This window comes from Vibrio sp. CCUG 15886, from assembly GCF_028570825.1.
GTDB lineage: Bacteria > Pseudomonadota > Gammaproteobacteria > Enterobacterales > Vibrionaceae > Vibrio > Vibrio vulnificus_B.
Genome location: NZ_JAQQBT010000016.1, coordinates 61,185 through 82,913, shown reverse-complemented (window position 1 = coordinate 82,913; position 21,729 = coordinate 61,185). Strand labels below are relative to the sequence as shown.

The following is a 21,729-nucleotide window of genomic DNA, read 5'->3' as shown; positions in this document are numbered from 1 at the left end:
TTTACCTCACCCGACCTTGCTGAAGCCTTACGCTGTCTGCCGTGTCGGTGGATGCGCATTATAGGGAAGGCAGTTTCATTGGCAAGTGCTATTTGCCATTTTTTCTAAAAAAAACGTTCGAGTGATGATTATTCACTCAAACGTTTATTTGTCGTAGTTTTATCTTCAATATATAAAGAAGATATTCACAAAATTCTGTGGATAACTAATCGTCACTATCAAAGAAATAAGAAATTCGTGAGCGAGGGTTTAAGTACTCTCTCACTTTGTCAGGTAATTTATTAGGATGAATTGCACTGACTATCTTTATATCTTTGTCCGCTAAATCGATGATGGGCGCCTGAGTTCTTGGTACTGCTGGGTCGTACATCAAAACATTGGGATACAGTAGATGAGCCGCATTGACGGAAATGACCAGCCCGACCATGTTATTGGAAAGTTGTACGACCGTACCTGGTGGAAACACTCCCATGAACTTAATGAGAATATTCAGGTTCTCAGCACTATAGAGGTGCTTGCAGTTCTTATATAGATGAGATAGTGCGGTGTAGGGAATTTTCTGTTCTGCAGGAATGTTGTGATGGCATAAATTGTCGAAAGCATTCGCCACTGCAATCACTTGTGTCAGCTCGTCAATTTCATTTTCCTTTAAACCATCAGGATAACCGGAACCATCATTGAGCTCATGATGCTGCGCAATGACCTTTTTTGCACTATCTGGAAAACCATCTACTGTATTGGCTAAATCCAATCCGTACTTGGTATGCAGTTTGAGGTAATTAAACTCAGGATCAGTGAGTGGCGTTTGTTTACGGACAATCGCAGAGGGAATTTTTATTTTACCGATATCGTGAAACAAAGCGGCAAATGAAAGTTCTTTTAGCTGTGCCGCACTAAACCCTTTTGCACGGCCTATCATCATCGCGATGACGGACACGTTTAATGAGTGAAAATAGATATCTTCAAATTCACTTTTCCCATTCATGAGATGAAGGGTCACATTGTCATCACTCATCAATTTTTCAACGATGTCATCGATGAGTTGTTTTGCTTCATCAACCGCATCGGTCGGACGATTGCGAATTTTGGTCATGACAGAGCGCATTCTCGCCAACGAACGTTCAAATTCTTTTTCGCATTGAATGACACGACGTCGGTAAGAACTTAACTTCTCGATACGCTTTTGCTTTTCATCCCAAAGCTTTTTGGTTTCGCCATCAAGTTTTTCAGATTGCTGTTCACTTTCAGAAAGGTTTTGCTGATTGGCAGGCAATGGCTGCGTATCACTCTGATTAACATTGAGGAAGACCCACTTCACGCCCAAGTGGCGAATCATTTCCACTTGTTCCTGATCCTTGATCTTGAAGCTATTAAATAGAAAAGGGTGCTCGTTCCACTTCAACGGCAGACGTATATGTAATCCAGGTTGAATACGATCTACTGTAATTTTGATAGTTGCCACTTCTCGTTAAGACCAAAATTTCTAAAATAAAGGCGAAATTTTAGTGGATTTTGTCAATTAATTCATCAATAACAATTCACATTTCCAATCACTATCAATTTGTAAATTTACAGTGAATCATCCAACGAACACCAAATTTGTCTTCAACCTTTCCTAAACGACTGCCAATAAAGGTGTCAGTTAAAGGCATCATCACTCGCCCACCATCAGCCAATTGGTCAAACAACTTTAATTGTATGTCGAGATCATCAACGCGCAGAGACAACGCCATATTGTTTCCCGCTAACTCCTTGGCAACGACACCGTCGGAGAGCATCAGATGGATACCATTCGCTTCAAATTCGGCATGCATAATCCAATCAGGTTCTACCGATTCAATATATTGAGGGGCATCTTTGAACAAACGGATGTTGGTTACACGTCCACCAAAGCAATGATGATAAAATTCGAGGGCTTCTGCACAGCGTCCGGCAAAGTAAAGGTAGGGAGTAAGTTGAAACATATCTCTCTCCTTGTTATGTCTCTTACAAAGATAGTCAACAATTCAACTTACTGCAGGTGTCTGATTCGATTAAATTGTACGGTCTGCATTCCGCCTTTTTAGTATCGGCTGAAAACCGTCTATAGGGGTGAGTGGTTGATCTTTAATGAGATGTATCAAGGTTTGAACCGCCACTTCCGCCATTTCACTAATCGGGAAATGCACCGCTGTCACGGTCGGATAAAGGCTCTCACACAGATCGACACTATCAAAACTGACTATAGATATTTGCTCTGGAACTGCAATTTTCTTCTCATGTAAATATTGCAGTGCACCAATCGTCATTTCTTCACTGCAAGAAAATACCGCCGTCAATGTAGGTTCACGTTCAAGCAAAATTTGCATCGCGCGGTAGCCACTTTTTCGACCATAATCGCCTTCAATGCATAATGCTCTCCCTCCTTGATTCTCTATCTGCTTCATTGCATCTAGATAGCCTTGTTTTCTCAGTTGACTGTTATACCGTTGGCTTGGGCCAGTAATGCAACCGATTTGACGATGACCTTGGTGAATTAGATGATTCACAGCGATCAAACTAGCTGCTCGATGATCGAAGGTAATACAACGTTCTTCCAATCCTTCGACGTATCTATCTAATAAGACGAACGGTGTTGTTTGCTGAGCTAACTCTCTCAAATCATCATCAGATAAGTAACGACTGTGCAAGACGTAGCCATCACAGCGTAGGTCATGAAAGCGTTGTATTGCATCTCGTTCACCTTGCGCGGAATGGTGTCCTTGAGCAGTGATGAGAAACTTATTGTGTTGATCTAATTCGGTTTGAACACGGTCCATCATTTCTCCGAAGAAACCACCTGTATAGTAGGTAACTAATAGCCCCACCATATTGGAAGAAGAAGTGGCCAGTGAGCGCGCTATAGCACTTGGTCGGTAGTTGAGTTGCGCCATTGCCCATTCAACTTTCTTCTTGGTTTCTTCTTTAAATTTGCCTTCGCCATTAATAATGCGCGATACGGTAGAGCGGTTTACACCAGCAAGCTCTGCTACATCTTTAATTCTTGCCATTCCTTCAACCCAATTCGAAGCGCTCAGAGCTTCTTCATAAAAAGTGACTGCCAGCAACTTGAAAGGTGACTAGGGGGCGATGCTGGCAGTCTTAATCATACACAGCTGTGCAGTGGTGCAAAAATCAACTCGGAATAATCCGTGACTTCGATATCATGCTTTCTCAAACTTAGCTTGAGTTCATCACTGGTTAAAATGGCCAGTTCAAGTTCTCTTTGTTTGGCATAACCACTGCAAGCTTCTAACGCAGTGTCCACGATGGCGGGGTGACACATCACTTCTACAACGTCATAGTGCTCTTTTAACGTCAACAAGTGCTGTATCAGCGAATCGTGCCCTACTCGCTTGTCATAGAAATGATCGGTAAAGTGATAGCGGCAACCAAACTCTTCTTCACCAGCCAATCCCGTGCTTCGCAGCGGTACTTGATAGGTTCTCGCAATGTCGTAAATAACAGGTTCAAACTGTGGATGAGTATGCGCATGGTGGTGACTATCGATATGGCTCAAGTTCAATCCCAGCGCTAAAAAGTACTCCACTTGCGCTACCGCTTCGTTGTGTATCGCAATAGGATCGTAGTCTCGTCGATGCCAAAATTGCCCATAAGGAGTGAAATCGCCGTCTCTGCCGACTAGGTTTTGCTCTTCCGTTAGCGGTCTCCCCGCAGTGAATCTGAGATGAAGGCCCACTTTTAACTCTGGCAAATGGTTAGCCAACTCAACTGCATGGGCTTCTGCTGGCATACCAACCATCATCGTAGTTGAGCGCACTACGCCATCTAAATGAGCATGGACAATGCCATCATTCACCCCTCGCGTGAGGCCAAAATCGTCAGCGTTAAAAATAACTTTCATCTCAACATCCACCTTATTAAAGAGAGGTTAACTTAAACTGCGGTAAGTACTCTGCATTTTCTTGGAGAATATCGTCCAAAATCAGCTTAGCTCTACCAATATCAGGAACCAATGGATTATTCGCTAATGCCATCAAGGCCTGATGGTAATCGCCATGAACAGCAGCTTCGATCGCTAATTGTTCATATGCTTTCACTTGATGTAACAGTCCACTGACTTTTGGTGACAAAGTGCCTATAGCAATCGGCTTAGCTCCCCAACTTCCTACCACAGAACTGCATTCAATCACGGCATTATCCGGCAACGTATTTATCGCACCATTATTTAAGACGTTAACCACATGGATACTGTTTCGGTTGTTGTAAATCGCATCCACCAAGTTTAGTGACGCATCTGAATAGTACGCCCCACCACGTTGCTCTAACTCTTCAGGTTTATGATCTAAACCGGGATCTTGATAAAGCTGGAACAACGCTTTTTCTGTTTCCATCACCTGCTCAGCTCGCGTGCCTTTTTCTCGCGCGCTTTGCTTCTCTTCAGCCAACATTGCGTCGGTTTGATAAAAGTAGCGATGATAAGGACAAGGAATGGCCCCTAAAGCTTTTAAGAAAGTTGGATCCCAAGGTTCTTCCCAAATGTTCTTCATGCTGAAATTGGCACCATCACCAACTTTTTCCAACACGGTCTCCGTGATATTTTTTCCGTCTAGCCAAGCGTTATGTACCCATACCAAGTGATTAAGGCCAGCAAACTCAAGCTGCAATTCCTTGGGTTCGCAATCCATCATCTCTGCAATCATCATTTGCATTGAAACTGGCACATTGCATAAGCCAATGCTTTTCACCTTGGAGTACTTGCTTACCGCTTCGGAAACCAGCCCTGCTGGATTGGTAAAGTTCAGCATCCAAGCTTCAGGTGCTAGCTCTTCGATATCTCGACAAATATCGAGGATCACCGGGATGGTGCGCAGGGCTTTAGCAAACCCACCTGGCCCAGTGGTTTCTTGACCAATCACATCATACTTCAATGGGATGCGCTCATCACTGGCTCGAGCGGCTAATCCGCCTACACGAAATTGTGTCATGACAAAATCGGCGCCCAAGATCGCTTCTCTACGATCAAAGCCAGCTTTGATCTCAATCTTAGCGCCAACCTTATCCACCATTCTTTGCGATAACTGACGAATGATCTCCAGTTTTTCTGCACCCGCCTCAATATCGACAAAATGGATTTGCTCTACTGGCAGAAATGCTGCTCTTTTTAATACACCTTCGACTAACTCAGGGGTATAGCTACTGCCTCCCCCGATAATCGCAAGTTTTAGTCCTTTTCTAGACATAAGACTTCCTCATCCAGCCAACTGCTTATGAAGTTCGACCATTTCTACTGCAAGCTCATGAGCCAAGATTGTCGTCATAAGATGATCCTGCGCATGAACCATGACCAATGTCATAGGCACTTTGCCTTCACCTTGATCTTCTTCAATCAGCTGCGTTTGCACTAAGTGTGACTTGTTCAAACACTCCTTTGCTTGAGCCAGTTTTTCGTCCGCCAGCACAAACTCTTTCTGCCGTGATAATTTCAATGCTTCAAAGCACAAACTTCTTGCTTCACCTGCATTACAAATGATTTCCATCACCACCAGTTCTTGTTCCATTTTTCTCTCCTCCAAAGAGAGGCTGCGACTTCGCAGCCTCAAATCTCGATAAATTAAGCGGTAACACCTTGGCCACTGGCTTGTGGCTGCTCTTGAGATTCTGTGTTGGGTTGCTCTTGCTCCAGAATCTGTTTCTCAAACATTTTGAAAAATGGCAGATAGATGAAGAGATCAAGGATCAGTAACCCAACAACGAGGAGAATCGGCGTAAATGTCCAGCCACTTCCCCACGATGCACCGATGATGGCCGGAGTTGTCCAAGGCGTTGTCGCTACGCCCATGCCAACAAAGCCAAACTGCACAGCAAAATAAGCGATGGTGGCGTTAATCACCGGAGCAAAAACAAATGGTAGGAAGAGAATTGGGTTCATCACCACAGGGCTACCAAAGATAACGGGTTCGTTAATCTGGAAGAGTCCTGGTACCGCACTCATACGACCAATGCTCTTTAAATGCGCTGAACGGCTGAAAGACATCAACATCACTAGCGCTAATGTCGCACCAGAGCCACCAATAAAGATGTAGAAATCCCAGAATGGCTGAGTAAAGACGTTTGGAACTGGCTGTCCGGCAACGAACGCATCAATGTTTGCACTGATATTCGTTAGGAAGATAGGAGAAAGCAGGCCAACAACAATGGCCGCACCGTGAATACCAGCAAACCACAATAGCTGACAGACCAGCAAGGCACCAATAATAGCAGGAAGTGTATTGGATGCGCTGATCAGAGGTTTAAACATTGCCATAACCGCATCTGGAATCAACATATCGTATTGGGCTTGCACGAATAAACTCAGCGGGTAGAGCGTAATAAAAATCGCTAAGACTGGTAGCAGAACCTCAAAGGATCGTGCAATCGCAGGAGGAACTTGCTCTGGCATTCGAATGGTAATGTTATGCTTCTTCATAAAGCGATATAGCTCCACCGCGAAGAAGGCACACATCACCGCAGTGAAGATCCCCGTTCCGCCCATGTGTGCCATCGATAAAGCGCCATCTTTAGCCGGTGCTGCCACCAACAAAAAGCACATCAGTGATAACACAGCACTCGTGATGCCATCCATTTTGTAAGCTTTCGCCAAACTGTAAGCGACCCCCAACGAGACAAATATCGTCATGATCCCCATCGACATATTGAAGGGCATCATAATGGTATCGAAGTGCTTAGTAGCAAAATCTAACCACACTCGACCAAAAGTATTAGTGGTATCTTCTGAAAAAGGTGGAAAAGCAAAAATTAAAATAAAACTACCAACAATAATAAATGGCATGGCCACGATAAAACCATCACGCATCGCTCTCACGTGAGGCTGATTACCAACTTTAGCCGCTATTGGAGCAATATATTTTTCAACAACTCCAATTATCGCATCATAAAGCTTCATAGAATCCTTCCTTATTTTTAGACAAAGCAACCCTTAGCCATATTTAATATATGACCTGATTAACTTCTTAAAATTTTACGTTCGCGAATTAGTTAATTAAATCTAGCGCTTGCTGAAGAACTTCATCACCTTTCATCATTCCGTAAGCTTGCGGAGAGATCGCCGCAATATTCTTACCATGCTCCTGCGCCGTCTTCTGTAAAGACTCGAGTTGGAATCGCACTTGCGGCCCTAACAGACAAACATCGTATTCTTTAATCGCTTCCTCAAACGCATTGACAGATAACGCATCAATCTTGCATTCGATCCCTTTACTCGCGGCAGCTTGCTCCATTTTCTTGACCAGCATACTCGTTGACATGCCCGCACTACAGCATAACAAAATCTTTTTCATCACTTATTTTCCCTTGTTCAAAATCTGACCTAAAAACTGTAGCAAAATAAATCCATGCAAAAAAGCGCAACCGGTTGCATTGTTCGTGAACAAAATCTCATTTCGAACAATTAACCCTATTTTTAGATTGGTAATCATGGATAGGATAATAACCAAGAAGAGAGCAACGATTTTGATTAATCGTTATTTAATTAGCGAATATAAAAACACTTTTATCAATATAAAACTAACAACGTCATTATTAATTAATTTCAAAAAGGATAGAAAAATGAAATTAAAAAAACTGGCTTTACTTACTGCTGCGAGTATCGTTATTTCAGGAAGTGCTTTGGCACAAACAAGCCCAAAAGGCACGATTTATTTAACCTTTGATGACGGCCCAATTAACGCGAGCCTTGATGTCATTCAAGTGCTCAATGAAGGCGGAATTAAAGCCACATTCTATTTCAATGCTTGGCACTTAGATGGAATTGGGGATGAAAATGAAGACCGAGCACTTGAGGCGCTCAAGTTGGCTCTCGACTCTGGCCATATCGTGGGGAACCACAGTTACGATCACATGATCCATAACTGCGTGGAAGAATTTGGCCCAAACAGCGGAGCTGAATGTAATGCAACAGGTAATCATCAAATCAACTCCTATCAAGATCCTGTTTATGATGCTGCAACCTTTGAACAAAACCTTGCGGTTCTGGAGCGCTACTTCCCTTCCATTAGCAGCTACCCAAACTATAAGGGTGATGAGCTTGCTCGTCTTCCCTACACTAACGGTTGGCGTGTGACGAAAAGCTTTAAAGCAGATGGCCTCTGTGCGACATCGGACAATCTTAAACCATGGGAACCCGGTTATGTTTGTGATCCCGACAACCCATCAAACAGTGTCAAAGCATCCATTGAAGTACAGAACATTTTGGCTAATAAAGGCTATCAAACGCACGGCTGGGATGTGGATTGGGCACCAGAAAACTGGGGAATTGCGATGCCAGCAAACAGCTTAACGGAAGCGGTTCCATTTTTGAGCTATGTTGATGCTGCTTTAAACAGCTGTGCTCCTACCACCATCAATCCGATCAACTCTAAAGCCCAACAATTCCCTTGCGGTACACCATTACATGCGGACAAAGTGATTGTCTTAACTCATGAATTTTTATTCGAAGATGGCAAACGCGGTATGGGGGCAACACAAAACCTACCAAAACTGGCAGAGTTCATCCGTATTGCCAAAGAGGCAGGATACGTCTTTGATACGATGGACAACTACACACCAGAGTGGCAGGTCAATACAACCTACTCAACAGGCGCCTATGTCCTTCATCAAGGGACGGTTTACAAAGCCGTCACCAGCCACACAGCGCAAGCTGATTGGGCGCCCTCAGCAACCTCTAGCCTATGGACCAATGCAGATCCAGCAACGAACTGGATGTTGAATGTGGAGTACGCTCAAGGCGATGTGGTGAACTACAAAGGAGTACGCTATCTCGTCAATGTTCCGCATGTCTCACAGGTAACGTGGACACCTGACACACAGAACACCTTATTCACAGCTCTATAAGCTGTTCCTGCTATCACAATGTAGATAGTTTGCGCGGAGTCTTCTCCGCGCTTTTTTCGTTTATGTCGGAGAAACACGACTCGCTTAAGAGCTCAACGAAGTGATTGAAGCATTTTAAATTAAGGTACTTGTGACAAAGTCTGCTTGATTGAACACTTAGTGCTAGAAAAGCGGCGGCATAGGAGAAAAAGCAATACAAATGCAGAAAGAAAGCAAAGAGCGTTTTCCAAAAGCCCAAAACGACGAAAGGCCGCTATAAAAGCGACCTTTCTATGTATGGTACCGGTGGGCGGACTTGAACCGCCACTCCCGAAGGAAACGGATTTTGAATCCGTCGTGTATACCAATTTCACCACACCGGCATCTTTAGGCTATTGCCTTTCGATGCTTGGCATTATACGTAAGCTTTTCGGTTGTGCAAGAGCAAAAGATTGAAATAATTACCGTTTGCCTAAGTTTTCGCCACAAATGAACACAGTGTGCTCTAGCTCTCTTTTCTTCATAGGGTTGAATCTATATCCTGACGCACAATTTGAATGGTAAGTGAACGATGATGACTACAACAACATTACCGCCTGCTGGGCTTTTTCGTCGCCTTGCGGCACTTTTTTATGACGCTTTGATTATTATTGCTTTAGAAATGATGGCGGCCGGGGTCGTGATGGCCATCCTGTTTGCCCTAAATGGGATGGGCTTGATCAGTTATGGCGAATATGTGGATGCCGCAGATTTACTCAGCCGACACCCAATCATCAGCCCACTCTTTACTTTCTATCTTGCCGCTGTATGGATCTACTTCTTAGTCTATTTTTGGACTCGAGCAGGCCAAACACTTGGAATGCGAGCATGGAAGATTCAAGTACGTAATCACGACGGTTCGATGATTACTCCAACTCAAGCTCTAATACGCATTGCCACTTCTGCGTTTGGTTTGGCAAATTTCACTGTGCCAATCGATCCGAAGAAAAGGGGCTTTCACGACATTTGGGCCAAAACAGAAGTCGTTTTGCTGCCTAAAGTCAGATAATCCCAAGCTAAACAATCTAGGCGATCGAGTTAAAGAGACCATAAAAAATGGAAGGCATATTGCCTTCCATCTTCTTTTCTTTCGCGAGTCAATCCCATTATTTATTGCAGTTTTCGGTTCAACAACATCACGGCGACAATAAAGAACACAATACTCGGAGCCACTGCCCCAAACACTGGTGGAATACCATACACCAACGTCAAAGGCCCAAAGAACTCGCTGGAAATGTAAAAAGCAAACCCCGCAATCACACCTGAGATCACTCTCGCCCCCATGGTGACACTTCGAAGCGGACCAAACACAAATGACAATGCCATCAACATCATCACTGCAATCGAAATGGGCTGAGTCAACTTGCGCCAGAACGCTAACTCATAGCGAGAAGCATCTTGCTCGGAGGCTTTGAGATAGGTCACATAGTCATAGAGGCCACTGAGAGAAAGCTCTTCCGGTTTTACCGTCACAACAGCTAATTTATCGGGAGCCAATGAGGTTTCCCATTCCATCTGCTCTAATGAATGTTTGGAAATGACTTTCTCATCTTGCATATCGGTAATTTGCACGTAACGCATCAACCAGCGATTGTCTTGTTGGTAATCAACCTCTTCGGCAAAAATGACCGATTGCAGCTTCTTATTCTGGTCAAACTTCCACATGTTAAGCCCATAGAGCTTGTCCTCATCTACCTTGCCGATAAAAATAAAGTCATTGGCATCTTTGGCCCAGACACCACTGCGCACGGAAACAATGCTACCGCCAGATAAGGCAAACGAACGCAAATCGCGAGCCATTTTCTGTGCGTCTGGTGCACCCCATTGGCCCAGAGCCATCACTACCAGCATTAACGGTACTGCGGTTTTTAACACGGAGACGCCGATATCCAGCTTAGAAAAACCAGCAGCCTGCATCACCACCAATTCTGAACTCGACGCCAGCATTCCTAGCCCAATCAGAGCACCAAGCAAGGCGGCCATTGGGAAAAACATTTCGATATCGCGAGGAATACTCAATAAAACAAAGTACAGCGCATGCAAGAGGTCATACGTTCCTTTGCCCACTTTACGCAATTGCTCAACATACTTAATGATGCCAGAAAGGCCAACAAAGGTGACCAATACCAAAGAGGTGGTTGCTACGATCGTTCTACCGATGTAAAGGTCTAAAATTTTAAACACGATTTACGCTAGCCTCTTCTTTTTAAAATTGTCTTTGATTCGTCTAACGGCAATGCTGTCCATAAAGTTCGCCATAATCGCCACCAGCAGTAGCAAACCATTAATAGGCCACATACCAATCGAGGCAGAAATATCCCCCTCTTCCAACGCAGATTTCGTTGCGCTGATCGACAAGAAATACGCAAGATAGATGAGGATAGCCGGCCCCATTTTGGCAAATCGCCCTTGACGCGGGTTCACTGCTGAAAGTGGGATAACCAGCATGGTCAGTAAAGGGATACAAACGAATAGGGAAACGCGCCATTGCAGCTCAGCTTGCGCTTCTGGGTCAGGATTACCAATCAGCTCCAGCGTTGGAATCGCATCCCAATCTCGCCCTCGCTGTTTGACCGAACGTTGACCAATTAAACCGTCGTATTGTTCAAATTCAGTGATCATGTACTCCACGCGAGTTGGTACGCCTTCGTAGCGTGTCCCTTGCTTCATAGAGATGATCTGACGGCCATCAGACAGCTCTTTCACCTCACCGCTATTAGCGAACATCACACTCGGTAGAATGGAATCTCTGGGCATAAGCTGTGCGACAAACACATTAGACAGCTGTTTATCTTTGATATCATCAATGAAAACCACCGAAGAGCGATCAGGAGTGAACTGAAATTGGCCTTTCTTTAATAAATCGACACTATTTTCAGCCGCCACCTGTTCGGTCAATTGCTCAACACGATCCATCGACCAAGGAGACAACCACAATGAGTTGAACGCAGCCACGCCGGAGGTGATCACCGCCAAATACAATGCAGCTTGAATCAGGAACTTATTCCCAATACCCGTAGCGTTCATCACCACGATTTCGCTTTCCGCGTAAAGTCGACCAAAGGTAATCAAAATACCGATATACAGACTGAGTGGTAACATTAACAGTCCCATCGATGGCATGTTCAACGCGACAATCGACATGATCAAACTGGCCGGAATATCGCCATCCGACGCATCCGCTAACACACTAATGAACTGCTGGCTGAGAAACACCAAAAAAAGTACGAAAAAGATCGCAAATTGGCTCTTGAGTGTTTCGCGGATCAAATATCTAACAATAATCACGCTGAAATTACCTATACAAAACTTGTTTTTTTGGTCGAATCACTATAATTTCCCGTTGAACCTTTTATTTTTCAAAAAAACTGACTAAATGTTAATCTGTAACTTACAGAGTAGACCGAGAATAGAATTCAACAAGTAAGCGGTCATTATCTAACATTTAGAACTATTTGTCTTCAGGATGTAGGAGTACGCATGGAGTTCAGTGTAAAAAGTGGCAGTCCAGAGAAACAACGTAGCGCATGTATCGTTGTTGGTGTGTTTGAACCACGTCGCCTTTCTCCAGTAGCCGAACAGCTCGATAAAATCAGTGACGGTTACATCAGTTCACTACTTCGCCGTGGTGATCTAGAAGGTAAACCAGGTCAGATGCTACTGCTGCATCAAGTTCCAGGTGTGCTTTCTGAACGTGTTCTTTTGGTTGGTTGCGGTAAAGAGCGTGAGCTTGGTGAGCGCCAATATAAAGAGATCATTCAGAAAACCATCAATACACTTAACGAAACAGGCTCTATGGAAGCGGTGTGCTTCCTAACTGAACTGCACGTTAAAGGCCGTGACACGTACTGGAAAGTGCGCCAAGCGGTTGAAGCAACGAAAGATGGCCTGTATACCTTTGATCAATTCAAGAGCGTGAAGCCAGAAACACGTCGCCCACTACGTAAGCTTGTCTTCAACGTACCAACACGTCGTGAACTGAACCTTGGCGAGAAAGCCATCACTCACGGTTTGGCGATTGCTTCAGGTGTGAAAGCCTGTAAAGACCTTGGCAACATGCCACCAAACATCGCAAACCCAGCTTACCTCGCCTCTCAAGCGCGTCGTCTGGCAGATGACTACGAAACCATCACCACCAAAATCATCGGTGAGCAAGAGATGGAAAAACTGGGTATGTCTTCTTACCTAGCGGTCGGTCGCGGTTCAAAAAATGAATCGATGATGTCTATCATCGAATACAAAGGCCATCCAGATTCAGAAGCCAAACCGATTGTTCTTGTCGGTAAAGGTCTAACATTCGATTCAGGCGGTATTTCACTGAAACCAGGCGAAGGCATGGATGAAATGAAATACGACATGTGTGGCGCAGCCTCCGTATTCGGCACGATGAAAGCGCTGGCAAAACTGAACCTACCAGTCAACGTGATTGGCGTACTTGCTGGTTGTGAAAACATGCCAGGCAGCAACGCTTACCGTCCAGGTGATATCCTAACGACTATGTCAGGTCAAACCGTAGAAGTACTCAATACCGATGCAGAAGGTCGTTTGGTACTGTGTGATGCACTGACTTACGTTGAGCGTTTTGAACCAGACTGCGTGGTTGACGTTGCGACGCTCACTGGCGCTTGTGTTATTGCACTGGGTCACCACATTACTGGTGTTCTGTCTAACCACAACCCTCTTGCTCATGAGCTCGTCAATGCTTCTGAACAATCTAGCGATCGTGCTTGGCGCCTACCAATGGCGGATGAATACCATGAACAGCTAAAGAGCCCATTTGCCGACATGGCAAACATTGGCGGCCGTCCTGGCGGTACCATCACAGCAGCATGCTTCTTGTCTAAATTTGCTAAGAAATACAACTGGGCACACCTAGACATCGCAGGCACAGCATGGAAGTCTGGCGCAGCCAAAGGGTCGACAGGTCGTCCTGTCTCTATGCTGGTCCAATTCCTGCTAAATCGCAGTGGCCAAGAGACTGAAGAATAATTCAAGTCAATGTAAAAAGGGCCGCAAGGCCCTTTTTTTCATCGCCAGAGAGACGAACAAGCTATGCAAAGAGCCACGTTTTACATTGTCCGAGAACACACCCCACAAGCAACGCCAGAAGGTTTTGCTCACTACGTAGTGTTCCTTGCCCACCATTTTGCCAAGCAAGGGGCGAAGGTGTATCTCAATGGAGAAAGTAAACGTCACGCAGAGCAAATTGCAGAGTACTTTTGGCAAGTTGAGCCCGCTCAGTTTGTTGCGCATAATTTGGTCGGTGAAGGTCCAAAATACGCCACCAACATTGAGATAGGTCACGAAGGTGTCAAGCCAAGCTGGAACCGCCAACTGGTAATAAATTTGGCGAAAAATGAGACAACCTTTGCGAACAAGTTTGCTGAGGTGGTAGACTTCGTCCCTTGCGAAGAAAAAGCTAAACAGCTCGCGCGAGAAAGGTATAAAATCTACCGTCAAGCAGGTTACCAACTGCAAACAATCGAAATTGAACACAACTAGCGGTCAATCCTTATAGTTAAGCTCTCCCAATAGAGAGTTCACTTATAAAGATTGACCTAGATTAACTTAACCAGATTAAGCTCCCATGGAAAAAACATACAACCCAACCTCAATCGAACAAGATCTGTATAAGACTTGGGAAGAGCAAGGCTACTTTAAACCACACGGTGACACGTCAAAAGAATCATACAGCATCATGATCCCGCCACCGAACGTCACTGGTAGCCTACATATGGGCCACGCGTTCCAAGATACGATCATGGATACACTGATCCGTTGTGAGCGTATGAAGGGTAAAAATACCCTTTGGCAAGTCGGTACTGACCACGCAGGTATCGCTACTCAGATGGTTGTTGAGCGTAAGATCGCTGCAGAAGAAGGCAAAACCAAACACGATTACGGTCGTGAGGCTTTCATCGACAAAATCTGGGAATGGAAAGGCGAATCAGGCGGCACCATCACTAAGCAGCTTCGTCGTCTTGGCGCATCAGTAGACTGGGATCGTGAACGCTTCACCATGGATGATGGCCTGTCTAATGCCGTTCAAGAAGTATTCGTGCGCCTATACGAAGATGACCTCATCTACCGCGGTAAGCGCCTAGTTAACTGGGATCCTAAACTGCACACAGCGATCTCAGATCTAGAAGTAGAGAACAAAGACACCAAAGGCCACATGTGGCACTTCCGCTACCCGCTAGCGGATGGCGTGAAAACAGCAGATGGCAAAGATTACATCGTTGTAGCGACGACTCGTCCTGAAACCATGCTAGGTGATACTGGTGTTGCTGTTAACCCAGAAGATCCACGTTACCAAGATCTGATCGGTAAAGACATCATCCTGCCTATCGTTGATCGCCGCATCCCTATCGTGGGCGATGAGCACGCAGACATGGAAAAAGGCACTGGCTGTGTGAAGATTACCCCAGCGCACGACTTCAACGACTACGAAGTGGGTAAGCGCCACCAGCTACCAATGATCAACATTCTGACGTTTGACGCCAACATCCGTGATGCGGCAGAAGTGTTCACGACCAACGGCGAGCCAAGCGATGCTTACAGCACTGAGCTACCTGCTAAATACCACGGCATGGAGCGTTTCGCAGCGCGTAAAGCGATCGTGGCAGAGTTCGACGAACTAGGTCTGCTTGAAGAAGTGAAAGATCACGATCTACAAGTGCCTTATGGCGACCGTGGTGGCGTGGTTATTGAACCAATGCTGACTGACCAATGGTACGTACGTACTGCGCCTCTAGCGAAAACCGCCGTTGAAGCCGTAGAAAACGGCGACATCCAATTCGTGCCTAAGCAATACGAAAATATGTACTTCTCTTGGATGCGTGACGTTCAAGACTGGTGTATCTCTCGTCAACTATGGTGGGGCCACCGTATCCCTGCTTGGTACGACAACCAAGGCAATGTTTACGTCGGTCGCAGCGAAGAAGAAGTTCGTCAAAACCACAACCTAGAGTCTGTGATTGAACTACACCAAGACGAAGACGTACTGGATACCTGGTTCTCTTCTGCACTATGGACGTTCGGCACGCAAGGCTGGCCAGAGCAAACTGACGATCTGAAAGTCTTCCACCCTTCAGACGTGCTAGTAACTGGTTTCGACATCATCTTCTTCTGGGTTGCGCGCATGATCATGATGACCATGCACTTCGTCAAAGACGAAAATGGCAAGCCACAAGTCCCATTCAAAACCGTTTATGTGACCGGTCTGATCCGTGACGAAAACGGCGACAAGATGTCTAAGTCGAAAGGTAACGTACTTGACCCAATCGACATGATCGATGGTATCGACCTAGAGTCTCTAGTAGAGAAGCGCACTGGCAACATGATGCAGCCTCAGCTAGCAGCGAAGATCGAGAAGAACACGCGTAAGACATTTGAAAACGGTATCGAAGCCTACGGTACTGACGCGCTACGCTTTACGCTTGCCGCAATGGCATCAACAGGTCGCGATATCAACTGGGATATGAAGCGTCTTGAAGGTTACCGTAACTTCTGTAACAAGCTATGGAACGCAAGCCGTTACGTAATGATGAACACAGAAGAGCAAGATTGTGGCTTTGGCGCAGGTGAGATCGAATACTCACTAGCGGACAAATGGATCGAGTCTCAGTTTGAACTGGCAGCGAAAGCATTCAACAACCATATCGACAACTACCGTCTCGATATGGCGGCAAACACGCTGTACGAATTCATCTGGAACCAATTCTGTGACTGGTACCTAGAGCTGACTAAACCCGTTCTATGGAAAGGGACTGAAGCGCAACAACGCGGTACTCGCCGTACGCTAATCACGGTGCTTGAGAAGACGCTACGTCTAGCTCACCCAGTGATTCCTTACATCACAGAAACAATCTGGCAAAGCATCAAGCCACTAGTAGACGGTGTGGAAGGCGAGACAATCATGTTGCAGTCTCTACCTCAATACGATGAAGCGAACTTCAACCAAGAAGCGCTAGACGACATCGAATGGGTGAAAGCGTTCATCACTAGCATCCGTAACCTACGTGCTGAATACGACATCAACCCAGGCAAACCGCTGGAAGTGATGCTAAAAGCAGACGAGAAAGATGCAGCGCGCCTAGAAGCGAACAAACAAGTATTGATGTCACTAGCGAAACTTGAGTCGGTTCGTGTATTGGCTGCGGGCGAAGAAACACCAGCCTGTGCAACAGCACTTGTGGCGAAATCTGAACTGATGATCCCAATGGCGGGCCTGATCGACAAAGATGCAGAGCTTGCTCGTTTGGATAAAGAAGTGGCGAAGACACAAGGTGAAATCAAGCGCATCGAAGGTAAGCTGGGTAACGAAGGTTTCGTCGCCAAAGCCCCTGAAGCGGTTATCGCGAAAGAGCGTGAGAAGCTGGAAGGCTACCAAGAAACCTTGGCAAAACTTGAAGAGCAAAAAGCGACCATCGCGGCACTGTAATTCTTGTTAGCTTCATAAAACGAAAGGCAGCGTTATCGCTGCCTTTTTTGTATTTATCCTCTACGGTGCACCACGATTTTAGCAAAGCATGCTTGGCTACTCTTCCCTTGCGGCTTGAATTCGCTCGGAAAAATTAGGGTGAGAACTAAACCATTCCGGAATATCCATCATTTCCTGCGTTTGGAACAGCTCGAACATCTCAGCCAGCGGCTCACTTGTGCCATAGATCTGCTTCATTGCCTTTTTCGCGTACAGGTCTGCTTGCGTTTCCGCTTCACGAGACTGGCCATTGGAAACGATAAACACCCCAACCCCCGCTAGGTTATCAACAATCCCAGAACTTTCTCCTGTGATGAGAGAGACTGCTACCGAAAGGATGGTAGAGTGAACCACTTGCTTCATCATATGACGGTGATGGACATGGCCCATCTCATGCAGAATGATGCTGTCCAACTGTTGCTGGGTTTGTGCAAGCGCCACTAGCTCATCAAGCAAAACAATCGTCCCACCGGGTAGCGCAAACGCATTGGCGCCTTCTGGCATTGAGCGAAACTCCACCTTGATGTCATACGGCAACTCTGGCAATACCTGCGCAAACTGTTGAACTCTTTGGCGAATAGCGCTCTGCTGCTCCTCAGGCAATTGACTGGGTTCTAACTGCAAATCAAGCGAATCCAGCACCTGCTCTCCAACAGCGATAGATAAGGAATCCGGTAAGCTCTCAGCGATCTTCTGACTTCCCCAAGGCAACAGATAGTAATAGCACCCCGCGATCACCGCCAAACACACCATAGCCGAAAGAATCCAAGCAGGGATGTTACCTTCCATTCGATCAACAAAGCTTTGCTTTTTATGAAAACCTAGCCACTTCGATAACGCCGTACTGGGCTCAGTGACAAACACCCAACCATTCGGAAAGGAAATACGCACAGGTAAGCGACCTACAGGCTCACTGATGTGCAGGTAATGGTAATCAGCACTGAAAATCTCCCCATTCACATGCAGAGCAAGCAAGTGTGGTTGAGAAGTGTCGATCTCCGCCTCACAGCGCTCTGAGCTACGAGGCGGGAATGCGGTTCCAAAAATGCGCATTAGCTGATACTGAGGCCAAGATCAAACGCTTGCGCCACTTCATCACTGATGGCGTTTTTCACCGCAGAATCTTGATCGGTTGCTTTCAGCGTATCCATATCCCCAATGACACCAGTATGGCTAGCAACGTAGCGAGAGGTGCGCACCATCACCCAAGGACGAGCCAAGCCAAGCGTGATCACTTGCAACAAGAAGTTGGTGACTATCAAACTCATGTAGTCCCAAACACCAAAGGTTGACGCAAAACGAAACTCCGTCTCAGACTGAGCTTCTGCCGTTGCGGTCAGTCTCGAGAAAACATAATTGCGGATACGAGTCGTCGTATAGGCGGTGATACCCAGTGACATCGTAATCGTCACCAGATAAGTCACCACTACATACGCAAAATCCCCTTTCCCTTCCAGCAGGTCCACTTCGCCAGCAAAGATATTCATAATGTCAGTGCCCAACACAAACGTGCCCATCACAATCATAAAAGCCACTGCGGTTAAGAAACCAATCAGCATCGCTTTACAGTATGTTTTCAAGAAGAAGCCCGTTTCAATCTTAGCGACAAACTTCCAATCCCCATACTGATAACCTGAGGCAAAATATTGGTGAATACCTGCGACTACCCAAGCGTACAAAACAAACATCAGCACCAAGGTACCAAAGCCTAATAGTGTAGCGACCATCGCGGACGCATTGGCTGAAGCCACCACAATAGCAATGTAAATCGCGATAATAAGCAACGATGCGAGACCGCGACCTAGTATCGACATATAAGCCTCTTTCAACGAGCCATTAAAAGCAAAGTGGACATTTCGATAACTGGTCATAGCAGAATCAAACCGGGCGTTACTCCAAAGAAGCCAAGGGAGCGCCACATAGAACAGCGCAAGCAACACCAGCGATGCTAATGGAAAGAATGAGTTTGCTACCACCCAAATCACCACTAGAGCGAGTGCCACCAAGCGTCCTTTGAGAAGTTGCATCGGTTGCGCGTGGTATTCGAAATTATCACCCGCGATAAAGGTGTTGCCATAAAAGTAGCGCTTGGTGCGAACCTTGGCCCAGGCTGAGTAAATGCCTAGCGTGATCACCGACAATAAGATGTTGACGATCCAGATACCAAAGAACTCCCCTCCTTGGCCTTTAAATTGAATTGAGTTCGTGATGTGCTTAGTGTCCATTCATTTTTATCCTGACGTTGTTTTTCGATTTATTATTGATTAATCAAACATTAACTTTATAAAAAGCGTGTAATTTTAACCGAACGTCCGAAATACATTCAGTGACAAGGGTTTATTTTATCAACTAATTATTTATATAAATCAATCAACAAGCACAACCAATAGCATTTGGCTATTAAAATAATAAATTCAATCGATTTTAACTTTCGTAATTTTCCCATGATACTGTCACCAGTGGCAAAACGAGCCAAACGCATCATGAGAGATAAGATTATGAAAAAGACCATTACCTTTGCAGCACTTCATTTTACGGTCGCTTTCACTGTTGCCTACATCTTAACGGGCGATATCCTCATCGGCAGTTTGATTGCGATGATTGAACCTGCGGTCAATACCATTGCGTTTTACTTCCATGAAAAAGCATGGTCTACTGTGCCAGCGCTCAAAGCGCGTCAGTGGATGACGAAAATCAAGACCGCCAGTTTTGCTACCGTGCATTTCAGCGTGGCGTTTAGCGTGGTTTACTTGTTAACAGGTGATGCGTTTGTCGGTGGGGTGATGGCATTACTCGAACCGTCTATTAACACCGTAGTGTACTACTTCCATGAGAAGGTTTGGTTGCGCCACAGCGCGGCAAAACAAACCCTCGATTCGCACAGTTTTTGTTTGCACCCAACCGTGTAGTGACTCTATAGTTTTGACCATCATAATTTGAAATACGAATGGTCTTATGTCAGAAAAAATGGACTTTGTCTTGCGCCCTATCACCGTTGAAGACAACGCCTCAATCGCCAATGTGATTCGTCAAGTTTCGGCGGAGTATGGGTTAACCGCCGATAAAGGCTACAGTGTTGCCGACCCAACCCTAGACGATCTTTTTAGCATCTACTCACAAGCAAATGCCGCCTATTGGGTGGTGGAACATCAAGGGAATATCGTCGGTGGCGGTGGCTTTTCTGTGCTAACAGGGGTCGAAGGTGTCTGCGAGTTACAAAAAATGTACTTCTTACCCATTTGCCGTGGGCAGGGTCTGGCCAAGAAAATCGTATCGCTCAGCCGCAGCGCCGCGAAAAAGATGGGTTATCAACGCTGTTATCTAGAAACCACTGCCTGCTTGAAAGAAGCCATTGCCCTGTATGAAAAACTCGGATTTGAACATCTGCAAGCGCCACTCGGGCAAACCGGACATGACGCTTGTGAAGTGGTGATGATTTGCCATTTATAAGGCAACTAGCGGATAAAGTGGGTAACCGAAATCGCCTCATCGAGCACAACGGGGGCGCTCAGCGTCTGACCATCAAGCTCAATCTCTAATTGATATGGTGTCGCTGGACTGGGGGCGTCAATTTGAAATAAAGCACTGGCATGATCGCTGCGCAGATCCAGAGGGATATTGTAGCGGCGGCCATCAAACTTGACTGAAGCTGAAATCAAACCCGATGCGTAGGTTTGATAGTAGAGATCCACTTTAAATTCACACCCACCACCATGGTGCCAGATTTGCTCGGTCGTCACGCGATCAAGACGAACGTGGCGGATAAACTGCAAATACGGCTCTCGCCAGATCCCCATTCTTTCGTCACTGGGTTGATAGGCATTTGCCCCTAACTCGCACAATGCCAGTCTGTCTTCCTCAAACAGCAATTCTTCTTCCTCTTCGAGAAAAAGAATTTCAAAGCGATTACGTCCATGCTGCAGATAAGGACGAATATCTTTGCGATACTCAAACTGACTTTTATCACAATCAAACACAGCAATGCCGTTTAAGCGCACTTCGGCATGGTAATCCACTCCAGCAAGCACCATCTCAACCGCAGGATAAGCCAGCAAACTGTCATCCACTTCGATGTCGTGCATCAAGTGCCATTCTTGCGCCGCAATGGCTTGCTCAGAGAGGGAAGCAGGCAAAATCTCGCTCAGTGGCGCGGGAAAGCAGAGATCATCTTGTGGAATAGAGAGATCGGTAAGCGGGGAAAGTTGCCAATAACCAGTGAGTGAGAGTTGCATATCATAATTGAGCTAGATCAAGTTTGCCGCATTATATACACAACCCTGCCAATGAGCGAGTGCTGTTCTCTGTGTGAGTGTAACAAGATGAATAACAACGCTATGCGAGCAAACGGAACACAAACA

General features: G+C 45.8%; 20 protein-coding genes and 1 tRNA gene. 7 read left to right on the top strand and 14 right to left on the bottom strand.

All coding sequences use genetic code 11. The annotated features are described in order from the left end of the window. Positions 1-205: 205 nt before the first annotated feature. The 8 genes from PQQ36_RS19085 to PQQ36_RS19050 form a co-directional block, all read right to left on the bottom strand. Positions 206-1,462: an HD-GYP domain-containing protein gene (locus tag PQQ36_RS19085; protein WP_011079445.1), complete on the bottom strand. Its 1,257-nt coding sequence runs from the start codon at positions 1,460-1,462 to the stop codon at positions 206-208. A 94-nt stretch (positions 1,463-1,556) separates the two neighbouring features. Continuing rightward, positions 1,557-1,964: a VOC family protein gene (locus tag PQQ36_RS19080; protein WP_017420016.1), complete on the bottom strand. Its 408-nt coding sequence runs from the start codon at positions 1,962-1,964 to the stop codon at positions 1,557-1,559. A gap of 69 nt (positions 1,965-2,033) precedes the next feature. Beyond that, positions 2,034-3,029: a LacI family DNA-binding transcriptional regulator gene (locus PQQ36_RS19075; protein ID WP_013571084.1), complete on the bottom strand. Its 996-nt coding sequence runs from the start codon at positions 3,027-3,029 to the stop codon at positions 2,034-2,036. Positions 3,030-3,124: 95 nt separating this feature from the next. Continuing rightward, the gene (gene chbG, locus PQQ36_RS19070; protein WP_026130615.1) at positions 3,125-3,883 is read right to left on the bottom strand and encodes a chitin disaccharide deacetylase; all 759 of its coding nucleotides are present in this window, start codon (positions 3,881-3,883) and stop codon (positions 3,125-3,127) included. Positions 3,884-3,899: 16 nt separating this feature from the next. Continuing rightward, positions 3,900-5,222, bottom strand: coding sequence for a 6-phospho-beta-glucosidase (locus PQQ36_RS19065; RefSeq protein WP_011151213.1), 1,323 nt, complete (start codon positions 5,220-5,222; stop codon positions 3,900-3,902). Positions 5,223-5,231: 9 nt separating this feature from the next. Further along, positions 5,232-5,540 (bottom strand): PTS lactose/cellobiose transporter subunit IIA, encoded by a 309-nt coding sequence (locus PQQ36_RS19060; protein WP_011079440.1) that lies wholly within the window; start codon positions 5,538-5,540, stop codon positions 5,232-5,234. A gap of 53 nt (positions 5,541-5,593) precedes the next feature. Further along, positions 5,594-6,925, bottom strand: coding sequence for a PTS sugar transporter subunit IIC (locus PQQ36_RS19055; protein ID WP_011079439.1), 1,332 nt, complete (start codon positions 6,923-6,925; stop codon positions 5,594-5,596). Positions 6,926-7,013: 88 nt separating this feature from the next. Further along, the gene (locus PQQ36_RS19050; protein ID WP_017420022.1) at positions 7,014-7,319 is read right to left on the bottom strand and encodes a PTS sugar transporter subunit IIB; all 306 of its coding nucleotides are present in this window, start codon (positions 7,317-7,319) and stop codon (positions 7,014-7,016) included. Between the two features lie 268 nt (positions 7,320-7,587). Here PQQ36_RS19050 and cod point away from each other — a divergent pair, with 268 nt between their 5' ends. Beyond that, entirely contained in the window at positions 7,588-8,871 is a 1,284-nt protein-coding gene (gene cod, locus PQQ36_RS19045) for a chitin oligosaccharide deacetylase (RefSeq protein ID WP_072615914.1), read from the top strand. 277 nt (positions 8,872-9,148) lie between these two features. Here the strand turns inward: cod and PQQ36_RS19040 are convergent. Continuing rightward, positions 9,149-9,233 (bottom strand) — tRNA-Leu (locus PQQ36_RS19040). A gap of 188 nt (positions 9,234-9,421) precedes the next feature. Here PQQ36_RS19040 and PQQ36_RS19035 point away from each other — a divergent pair. Then, the gene (locus PQQ36_RS19035; RefSeq protein WP_011079436.1) at positions 9,422-9,898 is read left to right on the top strand and encodes an RDD family protein; all 477 of its coding nucleotides are present in this window, start codon (positions 9,422-9,424) and stop codon (positions 9,896-9,898) included. Between the two features lie 101 nt (positions 9,899-9,999). Here PQQ36_RS19035 and lptG read toward each other — a convergent pair whose 3' ends face one another. Next, a complete protein-coding gene (gene lptG, locus PQQ36_RS19030; RefSeq protein WP_011079435.1) occupies positions 10,000-11,073 on the bottom strand; it encodes an LPS export ABC transporter permease LptG in 1,074 nt (357 codons plus the stop codon). A gap of 3 nt (positions 11,074-11,076) precedes the next feature. Then, positions 11,077-12,177: an LPS export ABC transporter permease LptF gene (gene lptF / locus PQQ36_RS19025; RefSeq protein ID WP_273662216.1), complete on the bottom strand. Its 1,101-nt coding sequence runs from the start codon at positions 12,175-12,177 to the stop codon at positions 11,077-11,079. 192 nt (positions 12,178-12,369) lie between these two features. Here lptF and pepA point away from each other — a divergent pair, with 192 nt between their 5' ends. The 3 genes from pepA to PQQ36_RS19010 all read left to right on the top strand — a co-directional run bounded on the left by pepA (position 12,370) and on the right by PQQ36_RS19010 (position 17,332). After that, complete coding sequence (gene pepA / locus PQQ36_RS19020; protein ID WP_011079433.1) at positions 12,370-13,878, top strand: leucyl aminopeptidase; 1,509 nt, start codon at positions 12,370-12,372, stop codon at positions 13,876-13,878. Between the two features lie 63 nt (positions 13,879-13,941). Next, positions 13,942-14,391: a DNA polymerase III subunit chi gene (locus PQQ36_RS19015; RefSeq protein ID WP_011079432.1), complete on the top strand. Its 450-nt coding sequence runs from the start codon at positions 13,942-13,944 to the stop codon at positions 14,389-14,391. Positions 14,392-14,476: 85 nt separating this feature from the next. Beyond that, on the top strand, positions 14,477-17,332 hold the full coding sequence (locus PQQ36_RS19010; RefSeq protein WP_103276842.1) for a valine--tRNA ligase: 2,856 nt from the start codon (positions 14,477-14,479) through the stop codon (positions 17,330-17,332). Positions 17,333-17,428: 96 nt separating this feature from the next. Here PQQ36_RS19010 and PQQ36_RS19005 read toward each other — a convergent pair whose 3' ends face one another. Together PQQ36_RS19005 and PQQ36_RS19000 are read right to left on the bottom strand one after the other, a co-directional pair. Further along, complete coding sequence (locus tag PQQ36_RS19005; RefSeq protein ID WP_072612449.1) at positions 17,429-18,424, bottom strand: M48 family metallopeptidase; 996 nt, start codon at positions 18,422-18,424, stop codon at positions 17,429-17,431. Next, entirely contained in the window at positions 18,424-19,596 is a 1,173-nt protein-coding gene (locus PQQ36_RS19000) for a YjgN family protein (RefSeq protein WP_011151222.1), read from the bottom strand. The genes PQQ36_RS19005 and PQQ36_RS19000 overlap by 1 nt, the downstream gene beginning before the upstream one ends. Before the next feature lie 273 nt (positions 19,597-19,869). Here PQQ36_RS19000 and PQQ36_RS18995 point away from each other — a divergent pair, with 273 nt between their 5' ends. Both PQQ36_RS18995 and PQQ36_RS18990 read left to right on the top strand, forming a co-directional pair. Continuing rightward, positions 19,870-20,280, top strand: a complete 411-nt coding sequence (locus PQQ36_RS18995; RefSeq protein ID WP_039554750.1) for a DUF2061 domain-containing protein — start codon at positions 19,870-19,872, stop codon at positions 20,278-20,280. 46 nt (positions 20,281-20,326) lie between these two features. Further along, positions 20,327-20,821, top strand: a complete 495-nt coding sequence (locus PQQ36_RS18990; protein ID WP_273662213.1) for a GNAT family N-acetyltransferase — start codon at positions 20,327-20,329, stop codon at positions 20,819-20,821. 5 nt (positions 20,822-20,826) lie between these two features. Here PQQ36_RS18990 and PQQ36_RS18985 read toward each other — a convergent pair whose 3' ends face one another. Further along, positions 20,827-21,603, bottom strand: coding sequence for a glycosyl hydrolase 2 galactose-binding domain-containing protein (locus PQQ36_RS18985; RefSeq protein WP_047112143.1), 777 nt, complete (start codon positions 21,601-21,603; stop codon positions 20,827-20,829). Positions 21,604-21,729: the final 126 nt, after the last annotated feature.

Bases quoted from the DNA above. Each gene is read 5' to 3' on its own strand.
- PQQ36_RS19055 (WP_011079439.1), bottom strand. From the start codon at position 6,925: ATGAAGCTTTATGATGCGATAATTGGAGTTGTTGAAAAATATATTGCT.
- PQQ36_RS19060 (WP_011079440.1), bottom strand. From the start codon at position 5,540: ATGGAACAAGAACTGGTGGTGATGGAAATCATTTGTAATGCAGGTGAA.
- pepA (WP_011079433.1), top strand. From the start codon at position 12,370: ATGGAGTTCAGTGTAAAAAGTGGCAGTCCAGAGAAACAACGTAGCGCA.
- PQQ36_RS18985 (WP_047112143.1), bottom strand. From the start codon at position 21,603: ATGCAACTCTCACTCACTGGTTATTGGCAACTTTCCCCGCTTACCGAT.
- PQQ36_RS18990 (WP_273662213.1), top strand. From the start codon at position 20,327: ATGTCAGAAAAAATGGACTTTGTCTTGCGCCCTATCACCGTTGAAGAC.
- PQQ36_RS19010 (WP_103276842.1), top strand. From the start codon at position 14,477: ATGGAAAAAACATACAACCCAACCTCAATCGAACAAGATCTGTATAAG.
- PQQ36_RS19050 (WP_017420022.1), bottom strand. From the start codon at position 7,319: ATGAAAAAGATTTTGTTATGCTGTAGTGCGGGCATGTCAACGAGTATG.
- PQQ36_RS19035 (WP_011079436.1), top strand. From the start codon at position 9,422: ATGATGACTACAACAACATTACCGCCTGCTGGGCTTTTTCGTCGCCTT.
- PQQ36_RS19000 (WP_011151222.1), bottom strand. From the start codon at position 19,596: ATGGACACTAAGCACATCACGAACTCAATTCAATTTAAAGGCCAAGGA.
- PQQ36_RS19015 (WP_011079432.1), top strand. From the start codon at position 13,942: ATGCAAAGAGCCACGTTTTACATTGTCCGAGAACACACCCCACAAGCA.
- PQQ36_RS19080 (WP_017420016.1), bottom strand. From the start codon at position 1,964: ATGTTTCAACTTACTCCCTACCTTTACTTTGCCGGACGCTGTGCAGAA.
- PQQ36_RS18995 (WP_039554750.1), top strand. From the start codon at position 19,870: ATGAAAAAGACCATTACCTTTGCAGCACTTCATTTTACGGTCGCTTTC.
- PQQ36_RS19075 (WP_013571084.1), bottom strand. From the start codon at position 3,029: ATGGCAAGAATTAAAGATGTAGCAGAGCTTGCTGGTGTAAACCGCTCT.
- PQQ36_RS19065 (WP_011151213.1), bottom strand. From the start codon at position 5,222: ATGTCTAGAAAAGGACTAAAACTTGCGATTATCGGGGGAGGCAGTAGC.
- PQQ36_RS19005 (WP_072612449.1), bottom strand. From the start codon at position 18,424: ATGCGCATTTTTGGAACCGCATTCCCGCCTCGTAGCTCAGAGCGCTGT.
- cod (WP_072615914.1), top strand. From the start codon at position 7,588: ATGAAATTAAAAAAACTGGCTTTACTTACTGCTGCGAGTATCGTTATT.
- chbG (WP_026130615.1), bottom strand. From the start codon at position 3,883: ATGAAAGTTATTTTTAACGCTGACGATTTTGGCCTCACGCGAGGGGTG.